This is a genomic window from Geobacter sp. AOG2 (assembly GCF_019972295.1).
Taxonomy (GTDB): Bacteria; Desulfobacterota; Desulfuromonadia; order Geobacterales; family Pseudopelobacteraceae; genus Oryzomonas.
In genome coordinates this window covers 368,302-389,383 of sequence record NZ_BLJA01000001.1, presented here as the reverse complement: position 1 = coordinate 389,383, position 21,082 = coordinate 368,302, and the positions used below count along the sequence as shown (strand labels likewise).

Genomic DNA, 21,082 nt, shown 5'->3' with positions numbered 1-21,082 from the left:
GCGCTTAAGCCTTTGGAATGCGTCAATTTTTTGCAAGGTCAAGGAAGGCGAAGGGCGACGCCGCACAAGGAGGCGTGAAGCCTGCCGCCGAGATTGCGAAAAAGTGGCGCATTCCTATTCGACCCAGTCGTCGTCAGCCTCTATCGGCGCAAACCCCCGACGCATGGTATTTTCCGTCACAACCCGCGGGTCCATGAAGTGAAGCAGATAGTCGGGGCCGCCCGCCTTGGTACCGACGCCCGACATGCGCGACCCGCCGAATGGCTGGCGCTCCACCTGGGCCCCGGTATTGTTGCGGTTGATGTACAGGTTGCCGACCCGGAAATCGCGGCGCGCCCGTGCCAGGTGTTCGGGGCTGCGGCTGAAGATGCCGCCGGTCAGGGCAAAGCGGGTCGAATTGGCCCACTCAATAGCCTGATCGAAATCCTTGGCGCGCATGATCGCCAGCACCGGACCAAAGACCTCCTCCTGCGCCAGGCGGTGCTGCGGGGTGATGCCGTCGACAATGGTCAGCGGCACCCAGTATCCTTCGCCTTGGGGGACCGGGCTTTCGTAGAGCAGCTTCCCTTCCTGCTTACCCAGTGCGGCATACTCAAGGATACTCTTCTGGGCGGCGGCGTCGGCCACGGCCCCCATGCTGTTGGCCGGGTCCTCGGAGGGGCCGACACGATAGGCCTGGGCCGCCTTGACCAAGCGGTCCGTGAATTTGTCGTAGACAGCGTCAAGGACGATGACCCGTGAGCAGGCCGAACACTTCTGCCCCTGGAAGGCAAAAGCCGAGTAGAGAACGTGAGGCACGGCCTCGTCCAGGTCGGCATCGTCGTCGATGATGATGGCGTTCTTGCCCCCCATCTCGGAGATGATCTTCTTGACGTTTGGTTGGCCGGGATAGACCTTGGCGGCCCGCTCGACGATCCGCAGTCCTACCTCCATGGAACCGGTGAAGGCGATCAGGCTGATATCCGGGTGATCCACCAGGAAATCCCCCATCACACTCCCCCGGCCGGGAACATAGTTGAACACGCCGGCCGGAAGTCCGGCCTCTTTAAAGATCTCTACCAAGTGATGGCCGATGATGCCGGTGATGTTGGAGGGCTTATAGATCACCGGATTGCCGGCCACAATGGCGGCTGAGGCCATACCCATGCTGATGGCCAGAGGAAAGTTCCACGGGGCGATAACCGCCGCCAGACCTTTGGGCTCATAGAAATAATGATTCAGTTCGCCAGGGGCGTTGCCGACCCGCTGGGGAGCCCCCAGACGGATCATCTCCCGGGCATAGTACTCCAGGAAATCTATCGCCTCGCCCACGTCGGCATAGGCCTGATCCCACTGTTTGCCGATCTCCAGCACCTGCCACGCCGACAGTTCGAAGGCACGCCTGCGGGCGATCTCCGCTGCCTTGAGCAGATAGTGAGCCCGATCGCGGGGCGACGTGTCGCGCCAGGCCGGGAAAACGGCCTTGGCGGCGGCGATGGCCTTGGTTACCTCGGGGATGCCGGCCTGACAGATCTGTCCCAATACCTCCGACGGTTTGGCGGGGTTGACGGTCGGGATCCGGTCGCCGGTGGTCACTTCCTGGCCGCCGATAAAGAGCGGATAGGTTTTCCCAAAACCGTTGCGCACCTGGGCAATGGCAGTCGGGAAGGCAGCCCGATGGTCGGCGCGGGTGAAGTCCACCATCGAGTCGTTGACAAAACGGGGCAGACCACCGGGCCCGGCCACCGCTTTCTTCGGCTTTGCGGCCCGTTCGCTCCGTTCGCGTTCCGCGGTCTTTTCCGGGTCCTCCAGCAGGCGCTCGATCTGGGCATCTTCGGCAAAGCTCTGGCGCAGGAATGATTCATTTGCGGTATTCTCCAACAGGCGCCGTACCAGGTATCCCATGCCCGGCACCATATCGCCATAGGGGCAGTAGAGACGGATGCGCCCCGCCACCTTGAGGATCCCCTTGCGGACCGGTTCTGCCATGCCGTACAACACCTGGAATTCATAACGTGACTCGGGCACCTGCAGTTCGTTGGCCATCTCCATTACGGCCGAGATGGTGCGAATGTTGTGGGAGGCGCAGGCGAAATGGCAGACCTGGTGGTTTTCCAGGATCATACGCGCCTGGCGCTCATACGCTGCGTCGCTTTCAGCCTTGATGGTCCAGACCGGGATCGGCCACCCCATCTGTTTGGCCTTGACCGTCTCGTAATCCCAGTAGGCCCCTTTCACCAGACGAATCGATATCTGCGTATTCTGAGCCTTGGCCCAGGACAGCATATCGGCCAGATCCTTGTCGGTGTCCTTCAGGTAGGCCTGAAACACGATGCCTATGTGGGGATAATCCTTATATTCCATCTTCAGGCGGCGAAAGACTTCCAGAGTAATGTCCTTGAAGCGGTAGGATTCCATGTCGATACAGAGGAAGCCGCCCATTTCTACCACCTTGGCGCAGATTCGGCGCATCTGGCGCAGGATGGCTTCGACCGAGCCTTCGAAATCCTGGGGGTTGGCCAGACAGAACAGGGCGGTCGGCTTGACCGCGACATTGACCTTGGGTGCGTGGCCCCAGTCCAGATTCGGCTCGCCTGCCTTGCCGGCAAGTCCTTTCCATCCCTTCTGTTCATCTTTGAGGGCGTCCAGAAGTTCCAGGTAGGTCGTCACATAGACCTCTGCCTCTTCTTCCGAGAGGGTAGCCTCGCCAAGCACGTCCACCACGGCGGCAAAGCCGTCCTTGCGCAGCTTTTCCATGTTCTTGATCGCTTCTTTGGTGTTCTCCCCCACGATAAACTGGCGGGCCATCTCCTGGATATTGGCCGAGATGACCTTGTTGAGCACCGCTCCCCCCAGGGAACCGAGCATACCAGCCATCTTGGCGCCGGTGGAGAGTACCGGCGGCATGTCCTTTTCCTCGCCGAAATACTCGCGGATGTGGTCGGTCAACAGCTTGGAGGTCGTCAAGGACGGAAAGGCATCCACAAAACGGAACATCTGGATCTTGAATTGTTCGTTCTGCATGCTCCAATCCATCACCTTGCCCATCCAGGCTCCCTTGTTGAAGAGGGACGGCTTTTCCCCGGAGATGGTAGAGAAAAAACCTTTGCCGCGCGCTACGATCTTTGCGTTGAGTTCCGGATTCTGCATAAGACACTCCTTGTGTTTCGATCAGTATGTTGATGCAAATAAATGCTAATGGTTAAACCATTAGTAATCAATTTTCCGACGCGTGTCAAGCAAACAAAAACGGCGCGGTCTCAGCGGCCGCTTGTCTCCTGTCGCCAAAAATGGTAGTGTGGTTCAACCATTAGTGATTTGGGAAACCGATAGTGAACTCCCTGAGAAAGGATAGCAACATGTTCAATCATGTCAAACAGAGCCGGGCCTACCAGGATGTGGTCGAACAAATCCAGGAGGCCATCATAGCAGGGACACTCAAACCGGGCAGCCAGCTTCCCGCCGAACGGGAGCTGAAAGAGCAGTTCGGCGTAAGCCGGGGAACGCTTCGCGAAGCGTTGCGGGTACTGGAACAAAAAGGGCTGATCGAGATCCGGACCGGCGTGGCGGGCGGGTCCATCATCAGGGAGGTCAACAGCGAACAGCTCAGTGAGAACCTTGGACTGCTGATCCGCAACCGGACGGTTTCCCCACGCGACCTGGCCGAATTCCGGGAAGGGATGGAAGGCGGCGTGGCGGCCCTGGCGGCCCAACGGGGTCAGGATGAGGATATGGCGCTTCTTAACAGGCTGTTGCAAGAGGCCGAAGAGCACCTGAAGGAGGGGCGCAAAGGGTGGGATGCCTTTATCCGCACCGACGAGAAGCTCCACATGGCACTGGCCCGCATGAGCGGCAATCTGCTCTTTATCTCCGTCCTGGAGAGTGTGTATTACAACATCCACACCTATTATGAGAACTATCTGCCGCGGGGCAAGAAGATACTCCAGGAGAATTTTTGCGATCTGCGGGCTATTGTTGCCGCCGTGACCGGGCGCGACGCAGAAACGGCACGGGGATTGGCCCAGGAGCATGTACGGCGCTTCAATGCCTACATGGAGGAAAAGGACATCTGAAATCCTCCTCCCGGACATGATAAAAAATAAACGCCGTGCAGCCTTTATGGCCGCACGGCGTTTTTGCATTCGTGGAGGGAGCCACGAATCCGTTACAACACAATCTAGTCCATCTTGACCGGAACCTTGGCCTTCAGCACATACTTGCCGCCTTTGACTTCCAGGAGGCAAAGCGGCGATTTGATCGGCTCGCGGTTGGCACGGATAGTGATAGTGCCGGAAACGCCTTCGAAGTTCTTGGTCTTGGCGATGGCATCCTTGAACACCTTAGGATCCGTGCTCTTGGAGGTGGTCATGGCCGCAGCGATCAGCTTGACCGCGTCATACCCCTGGGCGTCGAACAGACCCGGCAGAGCGCCGTTATTCTTGGCCTTGAAGGCCTCGATGAACTTGGCGGTAACCGGTGATGCCTGCTCGGGAGAGAAACCGACGTAGGACATGGAGCCCTCGACTGCATCGCCGCCCAGCTTGATGAATTCAGGCGAGAACAGGCCGTCTCCGCCGAACATGTTGACCTTGATACCCTGCTTGCGGGCTTCCTTCATCAGCAGCGCGCCTTCGGTATAGTAGCCGGAGTAAAAGATGATGTCCGGTTTTTTTGCCTTGATATTGGTCATCTGGCCGGAAAAGTCCTTGTCGCCGTCTTTGATCTTCTCGTCAGCCACGATCTCGATGCCGGCACCCTTGGCGGAATCACGGAAGAGTTGTGACATGCCGACGCTGTAATCGTTGTTGTCGGAGGTGATCATGGCCACTCTCTTGAACTTGAGGTTTTTGGCGTAGTAATCCAAGAGGGCCGGGATCGCCACACTATCCAGCAGCGTGTCGCGGTAGATGTAGTCGCCGATCTCGACCACGCCCGTGCCGGTGGCACCGGCGGAGAGCAACACAACCTGGGCCTTCTGGGCGATGGGAGCGGCCACCTTGGTGATGCCGGTAGTCGGGTCGCCGACGATGGCCACAACATTGTCGCGGCTGATCAACTTCTGGGTGACCGAGGCGCCTTCCTGCTTATCGCCGCGGTCATCGGCCTCAACGATCTCGATCTTCTTGCCGTTGACGCCACCGGCCGCATTGATCTCTTCGGCCGCCATCTTCATGCCGACCAGGGTCGGAGCGCCGAACATGGCAACGTCACCGGTCAGGGCGCCGAGGAAACCGATTTTTACCGTGTCGCCGGCGGCCTTGGGAGCTTCTTCCGTCTTGGCCTCTTCCTTCTTTTTACAACCGGCGGCAAGCGACAGGGCCAGCGAACCGGCCAGCAGCAGTGCTGCAATCTTCTTGAAGTTCATTGTTTCCTCCTTTGGAGAAATGGTGACTGTTTAGTGACCCGGTTTTTCCAGGTCTTTGAGGATATCGTCGGCTTCTTGCAGCTTCTGCTTGAGTTTTTTCAACTCATCGGCGGAATACACCTTTTTGCCCTTTTTGATCTCGGTATTAAGTTTCTTGATCCTCTGCTGGATGCTGTCAACCTGGTCCTTGCACCCTTTGGAAGCCAGCAGGCACTCATTTTTTTCATTGCTCTTGACATCTGCGGCAAATGCCATGCTGGTGGCGGAGAGCGCAAAGGCGGCCAGTACGGTGATCAGAATTTTTCTCATGTGCTTGCTCCTTGATGTTTGGAATGGCGCGGGGGCGTAGAAGCGCCCCCGCTGGTTTCGGCAATTAGAACGCGTATTTGATGATCAGTGATGCGTCGTAGGGATTGACGGGTGTGCCATTGGTAGCCTGATCCTTGTAGTAGTCGCCCAGAATGACGTAGGCAACGCGAACACCGGCCGTCAGGTTTTCGAACAGTTTGTAGTTGGCCTCGGCATTGAGTTCGGTACCCAGGTAATTACTCTTGTGGGTCCCGGCGGTATCCTTGGCAACAGCGGCGAAACCGGCATTGCAGGCTGTGGTCAGCCTGTCGGAGACCGGCAGCTCATACCCGATGTAGCCGCCGATCTGTCCCTGGCCGGAATTACCGGAGTTGTAGATGATGGAGTTGTCAATGGTGAAGAAGGCATTCTTGTCGCGACCAAGGATGACCATCTCGTTGTCGTAGTAGCCGTGCTCGCCATCCACAGCGTAGAAAGCATTTTTGCCGTCCGCGCTGGAACCGCTTACATAGAGGAATTCAGCATGGGCGGTGCCGGGGCCGGCCTTGAGCTTGGCGCCCACGTTGCCGGCAAAGGCGTTGACATAGGTCTTTTTGCCGGAAACGACATTATTCCAGCCGGTCTCATAGATGGCAAAGCCGTTCAGGGTCAGGGGGCCCATGCCGTACTCGGCATTCAGACCAAGGGCATGAATCTTGACGTCGTTGGAATTCACAGTAGTAGTTGTCGTCGGCTGGGTGCTATGGACTGCGGTACCATCGGGCAAATAGCCGAGGATGGTATCGCCGGCGCCAAAGGTCGTATCCGTCGTGCTGCCGGTCACCTGGTTGTCCCTGAAGAAATAATAAGCAGCACCGACTTTCAGATCCTTGGTTACCTCAAACTTGCCGTCCAGCATGAACATGTCGTTGGTTTTGTGACCGAGGACCTGGTCAACGCTGCCGCCCTTGTCGTTAAAGCGGAAGTAGCCGATGGAGGGGGAAAACTTGCCATAGCTGCTGGAAAGCAGCAGGCCGGCCATGTCGGCGTCAAACAGTACGCCTTTGAAGGCATCGTTGTTGGGCATCATGCCCAGCTTCATATTGACGTTCTTGAAGATGTTGGCATCCAGATAGATATTCTTGGTTTCGATGTTGACCGTATCGGCACCCAAGGCGCCGCCCTGGTTGCGGCCGACGGTATAGGAGCTGTTGCCCCAGTAGGTGTAGTCCAACTCGAAATGAGTAACCAGCTTCAGATCGGCGTTGGCTTTGGCGATGTACTGGAGACGGGCACGCTGTTCGACGTAGTTGGCAGAATACACATTTTTGGTTGTTCCGGTCGGGTCGTACTGGGCGCCTCCGGCTGCATTGAAATCGGTTGTTTTGGTACCGTTGAAGTTGGAGTTGTCATAACGGGCACCAAACATACCGTGGAACTCGTTCTCCAGCGCCATTGCCGGGACGGCCGCAGCGGCGGTCAGGCCGAGGACGGCCAGCACTGCCAGGATTCTGCTTCTTTTCATTGTACTTCCTCCTTTGGTGTGATGTGCTGCTTTATTACATCCCCCCCTCAACGGGAGCGCGCATCGCTGCGCATTACAATATCTGGCTCAAAAACAGCTTGGCCCGCTCGTGGTCGGGGCTGGTGAAGAAATGCTCCGGGGTCCCCTCCTCCACAATCCGGCCGTGATCCATAAAGATGACCCGGTCGGCCACCTCCCGGGCAAAGCCCATCTCGTGGGTAACCACTACCATGGTCATCCCTTCCCGGGCCAGGTTCTTCATGACATCCAGTACCTCGCCGATCATCTCCGGGTCGAGGGCCGAGGTCGGTTCATCGAACAGGATCGCCTTGGGGTTCATGGCCAGGGAACGGGCAATGGCCACCCGCTGCTGCTGGCCACCGGAGAGCTTGACGGGATAGGCGGCAGCCTTCTCGGCGATACCGACCTTATGCAGCAGCTCCAGGGCAATCTGTTCCGCTTCCTTTTTGTTGCGTTTGCGAACGACGACCTGGGCCAGGGTCAGGTTCTCCAGCACGGTCTTGTGGGGGAAAAGGTTGAAGGATTGGAAGACCATCCCGACCTCTTCCCGCACCTTGCTGATATCGACCTTCGGATCGCTCACATCCATGCCGTCCACTATTATGCGGCCCCGGTCAATGGTCTCCAGGCGGTTTATGGAGCGCAGGATGGTACTCTTGCCGGACCCGCTGGGGCCGATGATGACCACCTTTTCGCCGTCCCGGACGCTGAAGGAGACATCCTTTAGCGCCTGGAACGAGCCGTAAAACTTGGAGACCCCGCTGACCTCGATCATAAGCCGGCTATTTTCCTGCATTGAGCCGTTCCTCCATGATGCCGATCAGTTTGGAAAAAAACAGGGTCATGATCAGATAGATCAGGGCGATAACCGTATAGGTTTCAAAATAGCTGAAGGTCTCCGAGGCGTACTCCCGGCCGCGGCGCAGCAGGTCGGAGACGGCCAGGATGGAGACCAGGGAGGAGTCCTTGAGCAGGGCTATGAACTCGTTGCCGATGGGGGGCAGCACCACCCTGAAGGCCTGGGGCAGAATGACCTGACGCATGGCCTGGCTGCGGGACATGCCCAGGGAAAGGGCTGCTTCCATCTGGCCTTTGGGTATGGACTGAATGCCCGCCCGGAAAACCTCGCCCATGTAGGCGCCGTAGCAGACCGCCATGGCGATGATGGCACTCAGCATATCGGGGATCTTCACGAAGCGGCCAAGCGCGTAATAAATGTAGAATATCTGGACCAGAAGCGGGATGCCCCGGATCACCTCCACATACAGGGAGGCGGTGCCATTGACTAACCGGTTGGAGGAGATCCTTCCCAGACCGGTGATCAGACCGATGAGCGTAGCCAGCAGGATGGCCCCGACGGTGACCTTGAAGGTGACCAGGATGCCGTCAGGGACGAATTTGAAGATTTCGAAGTAGGGGTCCGGCTTGCCGAAGGCAAGATACAGGGAGACGAAGATCGCTCCGAAGAAAGCGATACGCCAGGCAGTAAACAAACCGGCATCGCCCTTGTGCGGGATGGCGGCGCCGTCGCCTACCTCTATGGGAGTATGGGGTGCAGGATTCTTTGGCATGGTGGGCGGGAAGGGGCGATGGGGGAATCATCGCCCCTACTCAGCAATTTACTTCACCCACTTGGTGTGAATCTTGACGTCCAGCTTTTTAGCCTTGACCGCCTTGATCCCTTTGTTGAGGAGGGCAACCAGTTCCTTATTTCCCTTTTTCACAACCATACCGTAGGCTTCCTTGGTGAAGGATTTGCCGACGATCTTGAATTTGTCCCGATATTCCTTTTTCTGCAGGGCAAAGTGGGCGGCAACCGGTTCATCGCACACCACACCCGAGATGCGGCCGGCAGCCATATCCTCGAAGGCCAGACCGATCTCGTCATAGGTTTTAAGTTCGACACCGGTGACCTTCTTGATCTCCATCGCGCCGGTGGTACCAATCTGCGCGCCAACCTTCTTGCCTTTCAGGTCGGCAATGACCTTGGCGGTTTTGTTGGTTTTGGGCACGACCAGGATCTGGCCGATACTGGTATACGGTTCGGTAAAATCATATTTCGCCTGGCGCTCTTTCGTGATGGTGACGGAAGAGATGATCGCGTCGTACCGGTCGGAATCAAGGCCCGCGAAGATGCCGTCCCATGCGGTATTCTTGATCTCAACGGCTACGCCGGCCTCCTTGGCGACAGCCTTCAAAAAGTCGATATCGTAGCCAACGATCTGTTTATTTGCGTCAACCATCTCCATCGGCGGCCATGTGGCGTCGGTCGCGACCTTGATGCTCTTGGGAGCGGCAAATGCGGTGAGAGACAGAGTAGAAAGCAGTGCCGCCGTTGCGGCGAGTGTACGCAATAATTTCATTGGATCCTCTCCTTTTTGATTAAATGGTAAACGATAATGGTAAGACCACGCTGTACTTTTATGGGATGTACCGCCGTATTGTCAACAAAAAAACACCGGTTCGTAACGTTTCGGAAACAGTTCGGCGGAGTTTTTTTTGCTTTTTGCTTGCTCTCGACGATGGCTTCGTTTATGAAACATGTCGATATCATTATTTTTGATACCACCAAACTATCTTGCGGGATTTCGGAGAACTGTTTAATGAATCGATTCAAAGCAGCAGTGTTGCTGCTGACCACCACCTTTTTCTGGGGGGTGACCTTCACGGTCGTCAAAGAGGCCGTGGCAAGCGTTGATGTTTTTGTATTTCTGGCCCAGCGTTTTATTCTGGCCTTTGCCCTTATCCTCCCGGTCAGCATGATCAAGGGCAAGCGCCTGGACCTGAGGACCCTGCGCCAGGGGTGCCTGATGGGGCTTTTCCTCTTCGGCTCCTATGCCTTCCAGACCGTCGCGCTGCTCTACACCAGTGCCTCCAATACCGCCTTCCTGACCGGGTTGAATGTGGTCATGGTACCGGTCATCTCGGCTCTCATGCTGCGCCAACGCATTCCTAAGACCGTCAAGGTAGCCGTGGCACTCTCCGTTATCGGCCTATTCCTTCTGTGCGGTAACGGGAGTTGGAGCCTCACCACCGGCGATATCCTGGCAGCCATCTGCGCACTCTGCGTCTCATTACACCTTATCTATACCGGTGAATTTGCCCGCCAAAGCGACTATTACTGGCTGACTGCCATACAATTGGGCGTCGTGGCCCTCCTGAGCACTGCCGGCGCCCTTATTCGCGGCAAGCAGCTCTTTATCTGGTATCCTCAACTCCTGGGGACCTTGATCGTCTGCTCGCTGATTGCCACCGTTTTCGCCTTTCTGGTGCAAACGTCCATGCAGCGCTTCATCAGCCACACCAACACGGCTCTGATCTTCTGCACCGAACCGGTTTTTGCGGCGCTGTACGCCTGGTATGCCATCAACGAACGGCTGGGTATCTACGGCCTGGTGGGGGCACTCTTGATCCTGGGAGGCATGATCATCTCCATACTGCCGGAAAATGTGGGAATGTGGGGGAAGCGGACAAAAGAAGGGGCCACTGAGTCGGAGATCAGCGTACTGGATGAATACCGGGCCGGCGAATAGGGACAGCTACAAACTAAGGCGCCACTCCTCAAGCATCTCCAGGGCGCGCTCCGCCAGTTTCTGGCGTTTTTCCTTCTTCTTCACCCTGCCCGGCAGTTCGGGGAACAGGCCGTAATTGACATTCATGGGTTGGAAGTGGCGCACGTCGGCGTTGGTGAGATGATGCATCAGCGCTCCCAAAGCCGTTTCGGCCGGGGGCACGGGCAGGGAACCACCCTGCTGGAGGCGTGCAGCGTTTATACCGGCCAGGAAACCGCTGGCCGCCGACTCCACATACCCCTCCACGCCGGTAATCTGGCCGGCAAAGATGATGCGAGGATCGCTTTTCAATTGCTGAGTCGCCAGCAGCAGGGCCGGGGCGTTGATGAAGGTATTGCGGTGCAGGGAGCCGAGCCGGACGAACTCGGCCTGCTCCAACCCCGGGATCATGCGGAAGATGCGGCGCTGCTCCGGCCAGGTCAACTTGGTCTGGAAGCCCACCAGGTTGAACATGGTCCGCTCCCGGTTCTCGGCCCGCAGTTGGATCACGGCGTGGGGTTCCACGCCCGTGCGGGGATCGGCCAAACCCACCGGCTTCATGGGTCCGAAACGGAGCGTTTCCACGCCCCGCTCCGCCATCTCCTCGACCGGCATACACCCCTCGAAGTGGACGATCTTCTCGAAATCCCGCGCCGGGACCTTTTCACCCCTGACCAGTTCATCCACAAACCTCAGGTACTCCTCCTCGTTCAAGGGGCAGTTGAGGTAGTCGTCCCCATCCCCTTTGCCGTAGCGCGAGGCGGCGAAGATCGTGGTCATGTCGAGGGAGGAGGCCGTGACGATGGGCGCGATGGCGTCGTAGAAATAGAGCCGGTCGCCGGTCAGACGGGCCAGCGGTTCCGCCAGGGCATCGCTGGTCAGGGGACCTGAGGCGATGACGACGGTGCCGTCGTTCGGTATAGCGGTGACCTCGCCCCGCTCCAGGCGGATGAGGGGATGAGCAGTGATTTTTCGGGTGATATAGTCGGAAAAGAGCTGCCGGTCCACGGCCAGCGCGCCACCGGCCGGGACGCGGGTGGCTTCGGCCGCCTCCATGGTCAGGGAGCCGCAACGGCGCAACTCCTCCTTGAGGAGCCCCACGGCGTTTTCAAGGGAGTCGCCCCGCAGGGAATTGGAGCAGACCAGTTCCGCCAGGCCCGGCAGATGGTGGGCCGGGGAGAAGCGCTCGGGCTTCATTTCGTGGAGGGTTACGGAGACGCCGCGCTGCGCCGCCTGCCACGCTGCTTCGCAACCTGCCAGGCCTGCTCCGATGATGGTAAGGGAGTCCACTTATTTCTGTTCCTTGCCGCCCTCTTTGAAATCGCACCCTTCCTTGGGGCACTTGAGGTACTCTCCCTCGCGCTTGCTGATCTTCTTCACCAGGAGCGGGAAGCCGCACTTGGGGCACTTCCGCTCCACCGGCAGGTCCCACAGGGCAAACTTGCATTGGGGATAGCGGTTGCATGAGTAGAACATCTTGCCATAGCGGGACTTCTTCTCGGTCAGTTCCCCTTCCTTGCATTCCGGGCAGACTACGCCCGTGCCACGGGGCTTGACCAGCGGCTGGATATTCTTGCAGGCCGGATACCCCGAACAGGCCAGGTACTTGCCGTAGCGGCCATCCTTGATCAGCATCGGCTGGCCGCATTTCTCACATTTTTCTTCGGACAGGACCGGCTCCGCAACCTCGCCCCCCTTTTCCGACTCGATGTTGCGGGTGTATTTGCACCCATCCTGAAAACCGGAACAGGCGATGAACTTGCCCCGCTTACCCAGTTTCACCACCAACGGCTTGCCGCACTCGGGGCAGGCCTCATCCATGGCCTCGGTGGTCAGGTCGGACTTGCTGACCTCGCCCTCCTTCTGCTTGAGCAGGGTGAAAAACGGCTCCCAAAACTCCTTCAGGAGCGGTTTCCACTGTTTCTCGCCCCGGGAGACCTGATCCAGTTCCTCCTCCAGGCCGGCGGTAAAGTTGTAGTCAACATAGCGCGCGAAATGGGCCGTCAGCAGGTCGTTCACCACCATGCCTACGTCCTCGGGGAAGAAGCGTTTTTTGTCCAGGCGGGTATATTTGCGCTCCACCAGGGTATTCATGATCGAGGCGTAGGTGGAAGGGCGGCCGATGCCATACTCCTCCAGGGTTTTGACCAGGGTGGCCTCAGTGTAGCGGGGCGGCGGCTGGGTGAAATGTTGCTCGGGGAGGATCTCGTGCAGCTTGAGGGGAGAGCCTTCAGCCATGGCGGGCAACAGCCCTTCCTTTTCCTCGTCCTGGTCATCCACGCCTTCTATGTAGAGTTTCATGAAGCCGGGGAAACGGATGACGGTGCCGCTGGCCCGCAGACCGGCCTGCCGGGCCCCACTGAAAGGACCACCGACGGGGGGGGTGGCCAGGTCCGCCGCAATGTCAACCGAGGTCTGGTCCAGGAGCGCCTCGGCCATCTGGCAGGCCACGGTCCGTTTCCAGATCAGTTCGTACAATTTGTACAGGTCCGGAGTCAGGAACTTCTTTAACTCGGTCGGGGTTTTGGATATATAGGTTGGCCGGATGGCCTCGTGGGCCTCCTGGGCGTTTTTGGTCTTGGTTCGATAGAGACGTGGCTTGGCCAGGGCGTATTCCGGACCGTAGGCGGCAGAGATGACGTCATGGGCCTCCTGGAGGGCCTGACTGGAGAGGTTGACGCTATCGGTACGCATGTAGGTGATCAAGCCGACCGTACCACCCTCGCCGATGTCGATCCCCTCATAGAGCTTCTGGGCGGTGGACATGGTTTTCTTGGCCGAAAAACCCAGCTTGCGGGAGGCCTCCTGCTGGAGAGTCGAGGTTGTGAACGGCGGCGAAGGAGTGCGTTTTTTCTCGGTCTTGGTTACCTTGTCGACTCGGTAGCTGCCCGACAGGAGGGCCGCCTTCAGGGCGGTCGCCACCTCTTCGCCGGGGATATCGAACTTGCCCAGCTTCTTGCCGCCCACCGCCACCAGACCTGCCTTGAACTCCTGCCCCGGTGCGACCCCCAGACGTGCGGCAATGGTCCAGTATTCCTGTTCGATAAAGGCCTGGATCTCCTTTTCCCGTTCGCAGACCAGGCGCAGGGCCACGGATTGCACCCGGCCGGCCGAGAGACCGTAACGGATCTTTTTCCACAGGAAGGGGGAAAGGTTGAAACCGACCAGATAATCCAGCACCGAACGGGCCTGCTGGGCGTCCACCAGTTCGGAGGCTATGGCGCGGGGATGCTCCACGGCGTGGATGATGGCGTCCTTGGTGATCTCGTGGAACACGACACGCTGGATCTCGATGCCCGGATTCTTCTTTTTATCCAGCCCCAGGGCCGCCAGCAGATGCCAGGAGATGGCCTCTCCCTCGCGGTCGGGGTCAGTCGCCAGGAGTAGTCGGTCGGATTCCTTCAGGGCCTTCTTGATGGCGTCGATGTGCTTCTTGCTCTCGGGCAGCACATGATACTTGGGCTCGAAATCATTCCCGATATCCACCGATCCCTGTTTGCTGGGCAGGGCACGCACATGGCCAAAGGAGGCCAGCACCTTGTAATCCTTGCCCAGGAACTTCTCTATGGTCTTCGCCTTGGCGGGCGATTCTACAATAACAAGATTCTGCGGCATGTTTTAACACATCCTCTGATATGATTGACTTATTTTAGCACCTATCGGGAGAGACCGGTCAGGCCATTTCGCCCTTTAGGGCGGCTGTTGAGAAACTCAGGTTGTTCAAAAATAGTCAGATCGTCGCACCCGCAGAAGGCCATGAGGAGGCGTAGCAGCGCTACGCCGCACGAAAGGGTCTTCGAGGACGGCGGCGATATGGCTGTTTTTCAACAACCTCCTACGCGGCCACGGCGAAATGTTTGCCCGGCAGCGGCGTTATCGCTCCCTTGAGTTCAAGGTGCAGTAACATAGAGGAAACCTCTCCGGCTGTCAATTCCGTTTGGGCGATGATGTCGTCGATGTGCAGCGACGAACGGGCCAGCAGTTCATACACGGCGGCTTCTTTGGGTGTCAGACTAAAGGTGCTCGCCGCGGTCTGCTCCGGAGCCCCATTCCGATTCCTGGCGATGAAACCGGGTAACTCCTCCAGGATGTCTTCCACACAGTCCACGAGTTTTGCACCCTGTTTGATCAGGCGATTACTGCCGCGGCAGGCGCTGAAGGAAATATTGCCGGGGACGGCGAAGACGTCTCGACCGTGTTCCAGGGCATACTGGGCAGTGATCAGCGAACCGCTGTTTTCGGCAGCCTCCACCACCAGAACGCCGCGGGATAACCCGCTGATGATCCGGTTGCGGCGGGGAAAGTTCTCCGCCAGAGGTAGCGTCCCCAAGGAAAATTCGGATACCAGGCACCCTGTCTCGGGCACCGCCTCGAAGAGTTTGCGGTTTTCAGGGGGATACACCTTATCGATGCCGCATCCAAGGACGCCGATGGTCCTCCCGCCGGCCTGGAGCGCTCCCTTGTGGGCTGCGGTATCGACCCCGCGGGCCATACCTGATATTACCGCAACACCATGCCCGGCAAGCGCCTCGGCAAGACGCCCCGTGGCCAGCAGACCATAGGAGGTGGCACGCCGTGAACCGACAATCGCGACAGCCAGTTCGCTACTGCGCAGTTCACCCCGTACGTACAGGAAGGGTGGCGGGTCGGGGATCTCGAACAGGGACTTGGGGTAGTCTGCCGAGGTGAAGGTGACCAGCCGGGCGCCGCTACCGGCAAGCCGACGGCATTCCTCATCGGCAAAGCGCTTCCAGGAGCCCTCCCTGATCGCCTCGACCATGGCCGCAGTTACTCCCCTGACACTCCCCAGCTCTTTGGGCGAGGCGGCCAGTGCCGACTTGGGTGCGTCGAAACGCTCCAGCAGGCGTCTGAAGGTGACATTACCGACGCCGGGCACCGCCTTGAGTCCGACCCAGTAGAATTCTTCCATATCCCATGCCTTCCGACCGTCCTGTTCGCACGGACGACGAGAGAGAAAAAAAGACCGGCTCCCGGCCGGTCTCATGTGGAGCGCTTAGGGACTCGGAATTTGCTGATGTATCGATTTTTACGCTCAGGTTCAGGCCAGATTTGTCGTTCCAGATTGAGTAAAACCGCAGGCGTAGCCAGAGCTACGCTGAGGATTTTGCGATTGAAGGAACGGCAGCAGATGGCCTGAAGATGAGATGCAAAAACGGTATATTGGCAAGTTCCGAGTCCCTTACCCCTATTTCGTCAAACTAACGATTTTGTCGCCTTTATAGATCGCGTCGATACTCTTGACGACCAGCGCGGTCGCCGTCTTTTTACCGGTTTCCAGGATGACCAGAGCCCCCAGTAATTCCTGGGGCAAGCGGTCGACGCGGCCCTCGGCGTATTGCTGATTAAGGGTCACGTCACGGACGATGTAGAGCATGTTGCCGGCTTCTGCCCCCTGGGCACTTCCCAAATCGATGTAGACGACGTCACCGGCTGCGATGGTCTCCGTCCCGCTGTAACTTTCGATGATGTACCCTTTTAACTCCCTGGCGGGCATCTTGAGGACGACCTCGTGACGTTTGTCTCCCCGGTACGGCATGAGATAGGAGCCGGAGGATATTTCCTGATAGGCCTTGGTAATGATGGCCCGCGAGGCTTTTTGCTCCAGGTCGGTCAATTGCAGCGTCCCCAGAGGGACCACCTTTACGCCCATGACCTCGTTCGTGAGGGGATGGCTGACTATCCCTTCCTTCCGGTAGATCGAAAACTTCTCCCCCCCCTTTGCGCCATCCCTTCTACCGATGTCGGTGTAGACGATATCGTCGTCCCCAGCCACGATACGGTCATGGTGGACGGCGACGATAAAACCTGCCGGCTTGTAGTCGGCCTCCATCAGGAAGCCTTCATTGCCCCGCACACTATAGGTGCGCTCGACAGCTACCTCGGCCATGGTTTCCGCCTGGGCGGCCGCCGCTTTCTTGGCCGCCGGCGCGCTGCCCTCCGGCTCCGGAGGTTCGAATTCAAGCCGGTCGGGGAATACCCGTACCTTTTGCCCCGGATAGATCAGGTGCGGATTGGTGATCTGGCCGTTTTTGGACCACATGTTCGGCCAGTAGTGGGGGTCCCTGATAAAACGTTCGGACAGTCCCCAGAGGGTATCACCCTGCTTTATGACGTAGATGGCCGGTTCCTCATCCGCTGCCAGGGCCAAACCGGGTATGAAAAGCACTAAGGTAAAAAGCAGCATGGCAAATCTGATCTTCATACGCACCTCGGTCGTTCCTGGAAAAATGAACAGCGGAAAACGCAGCTACAAGCTCTTAATTGGCGGTCAAACGTTCCCGGGCCTTTGCCGCGGCCGGGCTACCGGGATAGATTTTGATCAGGCGTTCGTAGACAGCAGCAGCCTTATCCTTCTCGTTCATGGCCGCCAGGGTATACCCCAGCTTCAAAAGCGCGTCCGGGGCTTTGGCGCTCCTGGAATAATCGTCCACTACCTTCTGGAAGGCGTCACGCGCCTTGGCAAGCTCGGACAAACTATAGTGGCATTCTCCGATCCAATAAATGGCATTGGCGGCATAACTGCTTTTGGGATCACTCTTGAGGAATGCTTCGAATGCCTCAATGGCGGCGGGGAAACTGTTGGCGCTGTAAAGGCCGAATGCCTTGACGTAGTCGGAAGGAGGGCCGTAATCCTTGCCCTTGGGAGCAGGCTCCTGGTTGATGACTTCGATCTTGGGTGCAGCCTGCAGTGAGATTCGTGCCTTGAGTTCATCCTGGGCGGACCGCAATTCCCTGATAGTGTCTTGAAGCTGTTTGAGTTGGGCGCTAACGACCTTGGCCTGGTCTTCCTGCGACTGGATCTGGCCGGACAACTCGTTCATGCGCTGTTCGGCCTTCTTGCCGGACTGGAGAAGATGTTCGACCTTCGCTTCTGTCTCGGTCTGGCGCTTGACCATGAGGTCGTTCGACGCACAACCGGCCAGCGCGAGAGAAGCTACAACGCATGCGGCCCACCGGATGCCGGATGGCATAATTCCTCCAAATGTCAGGATTTTTTCATAAATTAAAGCCATAAACTCTCGTTTGTCAAGCGAAAGCTGGCTTTCCTGGCTCATGGAGAAACGACGAGAACCGGCCATCACAGGAATAAAACCCAAGGCGACTCACTTCTTTTCGTTCCTCGCGGGGAAGATCACAGCAAAATTTGCACAGACAATTCTTTTGTTAAACTTTGCTTTGAACGAGCTCCATTGCATACGACATGCAACGGCTCATTGTTTTTCTGGGTTTAATTAACCGACATAATATGTTAGCATTTTTCTCCAAACTCAATACCACATCACGACGGGGACCATCCGTGAACACCCCCGAACTTCTGGCTCCGGCCGGCAACATGGAAAAGCTCAAGATCGCCGTTCACTACGGCGCCGATGCCGTCTACCTGGGCGGACAAGCATTCGGCCTGCGTAATCTGGCGGATAACTTCAGCATCGAGGAGATGCCGGCAGCCCTTGACTACTGCCACAGCCGTGGCGTGAAGGCCTATCTGACGGTCAACAGCTACCCTCATAACGATGCCCTCGTGCGGCTCGAAGCATTTCTTCGCCAGACGGCGCCGTTTCCCTTCGACGCCTACATTGTGGCTGATCCTGGTGTCATTGCCATGGTTCGCGACATCTCCCCCCACCGGGAGTTGCACCTCTCCACCCAGGCCAATACCATCAACTGGCAGAGTGCCCGGTTCTGGGGTAGTCAGGGAATCCGACGCATCAATCTGGCGCGGGAGATGACTTTGGACGCAATCCGCGAAACTGTTGCCCGCACACCGGAGGTCGAATTCGAGGCGTTTGTCCATGGCGCCCTGTGCATCTCCTATTCGGGCCGTTGCCTGATCTCCAGCGCCTTGGCCGGTCGCGACGCCAACCAGGGGGAATGCGCACATCCCTGCCGCTGGAACTACCACCTGATGGAAGAAACCCGCCCCGGCGAATATTTTCCGGTTGCGGAGGACGAAAACGGCACATTCATCTTCAACTCCCGTGATCTCTGCCTGCTGGAGCACCTGCCGGCATTGGTGCAGGGCGGGGTAGCCGCGCTCAAGATCGAGGGGCGCATGAAAGGGATTAATTACGTGGCCTCGGTGCTGAGGGTTTACCGTCAGGCGCTGGACGAGTACCGTTCAGACCCGTCCGGCTGGCATTGTCGGCCTGAATGGCTGGAAGAATTGACCAAACTGAGCCACCGGGGGTATACCACCGGCTTCCTCTTCGGCGCCCCACGCAATGTGGGACAGGAGTATCACTCGGCCTACATCCGCAGCCACGAGTTCGTAGGCCAGGTAGAGGCATCTCGCGCCGATGGCGAGGTTGTGCTCGGGGTGCGCAATCGCATCAATTCGGGCGATAACCTGGAATTTATCGGCCCCGGCATGCGGTCGCAGCGGATGACGATTGGGCGCCTGAAAATCCTGACCCCGGAAGGTGATTCGGTCGAGGCCGATGCCGCCAACCCTAACCAGCGCATTCTCCTTGCCCCTTCCTTTGCGACCGAACCCTTTGACCTCGTACGCCGAGAAAAAGGGGGACCGTCGTGAGAGACCTGAAGGGGTATGTCCACGACGGGGGGAGCGGCTGGCTGCGGGACATGGTGATCCTGGCCATTGTCCTGGGCATCCCCTTTTTCCAGTTTCTGGGCGGGTTGCCGCTGATCGATCCCGATGAAGGGCGCTACGCCGAAATCCCCCGCGAGATGCTGGAGCAAGGGGATTTCGTAACCCCGACTCTCAATTACGTCAAATACTTTGAAAAACCGCCGCTTCTCTATTGGCTGAACGCCGCTTCGTTCAAGCTCTCCGGACTCACCGAGCACGCCGCCCGGTTTCCTTCCGCACTGTGCGGCCTGCTGACCATCCTTGCAACCTATATCATAGCCCGGCGTCTTTACGGTCGGCGCACGGCCTTGATCGCTGCCCTGATCCTGGGGACATCGGCTGGCTTTGTGCTCCAGTCGCGCATCATTCTGACCGATATGCTGCTGACCTTCTGCCTCACGGCAGCCTTGGGCGCCTTCATCATAGCCAGCCAGCGCGAGGGGCGCCGCAGTACCCCGCTACCCTGGTACGTCTTCTACCTTTTTTGTGCCTTGGCGGTGCTGGCCAAGGGATTGATCGGTATTGTTTTCCCGGCCGGCATCATCTTCTTTTACCTGTTGTTGGGCGGACGCTGGAAACTGCTCGGGGAGATGCGCATCGTCACCGGTCTGGCGCTGTTGCTGGCAATTGCCGCTCCCTGGTTCGTGGCCGTTTCCCTGAAAAACCCCGAGTTTGCCCGTTTTTTCTTCATCCACGAACACTTTGAACGCTTCACCAGCACGGTACATGGCCGTTATCAGCCATTCTGGTTCTTCCTGCCGGTCTTGGCGGCAACCATGCTGCCCTGGTCGTTCTTCATCCCCGGCGCCCTGAGGCGGGCCTGGCGCGACCGCCATCATGACGACTACCAAGCCGGCCTCTATCTGCTGATTTGGGCAGTCCTGATCTTTCTGTTCTTCTCCAAGTCCGACTCCAAATTGGTTCCCTACATCCTGCCGATCTTTCCGCCCCTGGCCATCCTCATCGCCAACCGCATAGACGGGGCGCTGGATGGCCATGGCCGCGAACTCAAACTGGCCTCCCTCCTGTTGGGAATGACGCTGATCATTCTGGGCGTCATGGGCCTGGCCTATGCCCGCTTGCCCGAACTGGCCGACCTGCTTGCCGAAGCGATGCCGCGCTTGAGCGATCCGCTGCACCAGTTCATAAACAACGCCCCGCCAATCTCCGCTGCCGCGGCCACCGCCGTTGCCGCCTTGTTCCTGATACAGGGGATAACGACAATGGTATCCGCAGGACGTAACCCGCTCCGCATGGTGGTTGCGCTCTGCTTTTGCTCCTTTCTGCTTGAAATTTTCATCCCGCGGCTGATAATGGTGCCCATCGCTCAAGCCGAATCGCCCCGCAGCCTGGCATTGCAGGCCCGCTCCCTGGCCGGACCGCACACGCGCATTGTTACCTTCGGTCCCCAGCAGGCAGTTTCCTGGTACACCCAACGGCGGATCATAGTCACGGGCAAACTGGACGAACTGGAGTTCGGCAGCAAACTGGGCGACCAGTCCGCCTGGTTTCCCGACCAGCAGGCGCTCCTGCGGATGTGGGCGGGTGACACCCCGATGCTGATCATTCTCAAAAAGGGTGAGTTGGACCACCTGCTCCCACTACTCCACCCCGCCCCACGGATGGTGGGAGAATCGAGCAGGCGGCGGCTGATATCGAACCGATGAGGTTGTTGAAGAACAGTTATCTCGCCGTCATCCTCGAACGTCCTTTCGTGCGACGTAGCGCTGCTACGCTTCCGC

16 protein-coding genes are annotated in these 21,082 nt (G+C 58.2%); 4 read left to right on the top strand and 12 right to left on the bottom strand.

Annotation, left to right across the window (positions count from 1 at the left end; translation table 11 throughout):
* Positions 1 to 114 precede the first annotated feature (114 nt).
* Complete coding sequence (pruA, locus tag LDN12_RS01685) at positions 115 to 3,129, bottom strand: L-glutamate gamma-semialdehyde dehydrogenase (RefSeq protein ID WP_223920963.1); 3,015 nt, start codon at positions 3,127 to 3,129, stop codon at positions 115 to 117.
* Positions 3,130 to 3,338: 209 nt separating this feature from the next.
* On the opposite strand from pruA, the gene LDN12_RS01680 reads away from it, so the two are divergent.
* Positions 3,339 to 4,052: a FadR/GntR family transcriptional regulator gene (locus LDN12_RS01680; protein ID WP_223920962.1), complete on the top strand. Its 714-nt coding sequence runs from the start codon at positions 3,339 to 3,341 to the stop codon at positions 4,050 to 4,052.
* A gap of 104 nt (positions 4,053 to 4,156) precedes the next feature.
* On the opposite strand, the gene LDN12_RS01675 is transcribed toward LDN12_RS01680, so the two are convergent.
* The 6 genes from LDN12_RS01675 to LDN12_RS01650 all read right to left on the bottom strand — a co-directional run bounded on the left by LDN12_RS01675 (position 4,157) and on the right by LDN12_RS01650 (position 9,541).
* Positions 4,157 to 5,344 carry an ABC transporter substrate-binding protein gene (locus tag LDN12_RS01675; RefSeq protein WP_223920961.1) on the bottom strand — a complete coding sequence of 396 codons (1,188 nt, stop codon included), beginning with the start codon at positions 5,342 to 5,344 and terminating at the stop codon, positions 4,157 to 4,159.
* 30 nt (positions 5,345 to 5,374) lie between these two features.
* Entirely contained in the window at positions 5,375 to 5,653 is a 279-nt protein-coding gene (locus tag LDN12_RS01670) for a hypothetical protein (protein ID WP_223920960.1), read from the bottom strand.
* A gap of 64 nt (positions 5,654 to 5,717) precedes the next feature.
* A complete protein-coding gene (locus LDN12_RS01665) occupies positions 5,718 to 7,157 on the bottom strand; it encodes a hypothetical protein (RefSeq protein WP_223920959.1) in 1,440 nt (479 codons plus the stop codon).
* Between the two features lie 73 nt (positions 7,158 to 7,230).
* Positions 7,231 to 7,974 carry an amino acid ABC transporter ATP-binding protein gene (locus LDN12_RS01660; protein WP_308464300.1) on the bottom strand — a complete coding sequence of 248 codons (744 nt, stop codon included), beginning with the start codon at positions 7,972 to 7,974 and terminating at the stop codon, positions 7,231 to 7,233.
* A complete protein-coding gene (locus LDN12_RS01655; protein WP_223920958.1) occupies positions 7,961 to 8,749 on the bottom strand; it encodes an amino acid ABC transporter permease in 789 nt (262 codons plus the stop codon). Before LDN12_RS01655 ends, LDN12_RS01660 begins: the two co-directional genes overlap by 14 nt.
* A 48-nt stretch (positions 8,750 to 8,797) precedes the next feature.
* Entirely contained in the window at positions 8,798 to 9,541 is a 744-nt protein-coding gene (locus LDN12_RS01650) for a basic amino acid ABC transporter substrate-binding protein (RefSeq protein ID WP_223920957.1), read from the bottom strand.
* Between the two features lie 240 nt (positions 9,542 to 9,781).
* Here LDN12_RS01650 and LDN12_RS01645 point away from each other — a divergent pair, with 240 nt between their 5' ends.
* Positions 9,782 to 10,711: a DMT family transporter gene (locus tag LDN12_RS01645; protein WP_223920956.1), complete on the top strand. Its 930-nt coding sequence runs from the start codon at positions 9,782 to 9,784 to the stop codon at positions 10,709 to 10,711.
* Between the two features lie 6 nt (positions 10,712 to 10,717).
* Here the strand turns inward: LDN12_RS01645 and trmFO are convergent, their stop codons facing one another.
* From trmFO to ybgF, 5 genes are all read right to left on the bottom strand, one after another.
* Entirely contained in the window at positions 10,718 to 12,019 is a 1,302-nt protein-coding gene (gene trmFO / locus LDN12_RS01640) for a methylenetetrahydrofolate--tRNA-(uracil(54)-C(5))-methyltransferase (FADH(2)-oxidizing) TrmFO (RefSeq protein ID WP_223920955.1), read from the bottom strand.
* The gene (gene topA / locus LDN12_RS01635; RefSeq protein WP_223920954.1) at positions 12,020 to 14,344 is read right to left on the bottom strand and encodes a type I DNA topoisomerase; all 2,325 of its coding nucleotides are present in this window, start codon (positions 14,342 to 14,344) and stop codon (positions 12,020 to 12,022) included. It lies immediately after the preceding gene.
* A 220-nt stretch (positions 14,345 to 14,564) separates the two neighbouring features.
* On the bottom strand, positions 14,565 to 15,659 hold the full coding sequence (gene dprA, locus LDN12_RS01630; protein ID WP_223920953.1) for a DNA-processing protein DprA: 1,095 nt from the start codon (positions 15,657 to 15,659) through the stop codon (positions 14,565 to 14,567).
* Between the two features lie 276 nt (positions 15,660 to 15,935).
* Positions 15,936 to 16,952, bottom strand: coding sequence for a LysM peptidoglycan-binding domain-containing protein (locus tag LDN12_RS01625; RefSeq protein ID WP_223920952.1), 1,017 nt, complete (start codon positions 16,950 to 16,952; stop codon positions 15,936 to 15,938).
* A 55-nt stretch (positions 16,953 to 17,007) separates the two neighbouring features.
* Positions 17,008 to 17,721 (bottom strand): tol-pal system protein YbgF, encoded by a 714-nt coding sequence (gene ybgF / locus LDN12_RS01620; protein WP_223920951.1) that lies wholly within the window; start codon positions 17,719 to 17,721, stop codon positions 17,008 to 17,010.
* 326 nt (positions 17,722 to 18,047) lie between these two features.
* Here ybgF and LDN12_RS01615 point away from each other — a divergent pair, with 326 nt between their 5' ends.
* Together LDN12_RS01615 and LDN12_RS01610 are read left to right on the top strand one after the other, a co-directional pair.
* Positions 18,048 to 19,283: a U32 family peptidase gene (locus tag LDN12_RS01615; RefSeq protein ID WP_223920950.1), complete on the top strand. Its 1,236-nt coding sequence runs from the start codon at positions 18,048 to 18,050 to the stop codon at positions 19,281 to 19,283.
* Positions 19,280 to 21,007 carry a phospholipid carrier-dependent glycosyltransferase gene (locus LDN12_RS01610; RefSeq protein ID WP_223920949.1) on the top strand — a complete coding sequence of 576 codons (1,728 nt, stop codon included), beginning with the start codon at positions 19,280 to 19,282 and terminating at the stop codon, positions 21,005 to 21,007. The genes LDN12_RS01615 and LDN12_RS01610 overlap by 4 nt, the downstream gene beginning before the upstream one ends.
* The last annotated feature ends 75 nt before the right edge of the window (positions 21,008 to 21,082 follow it).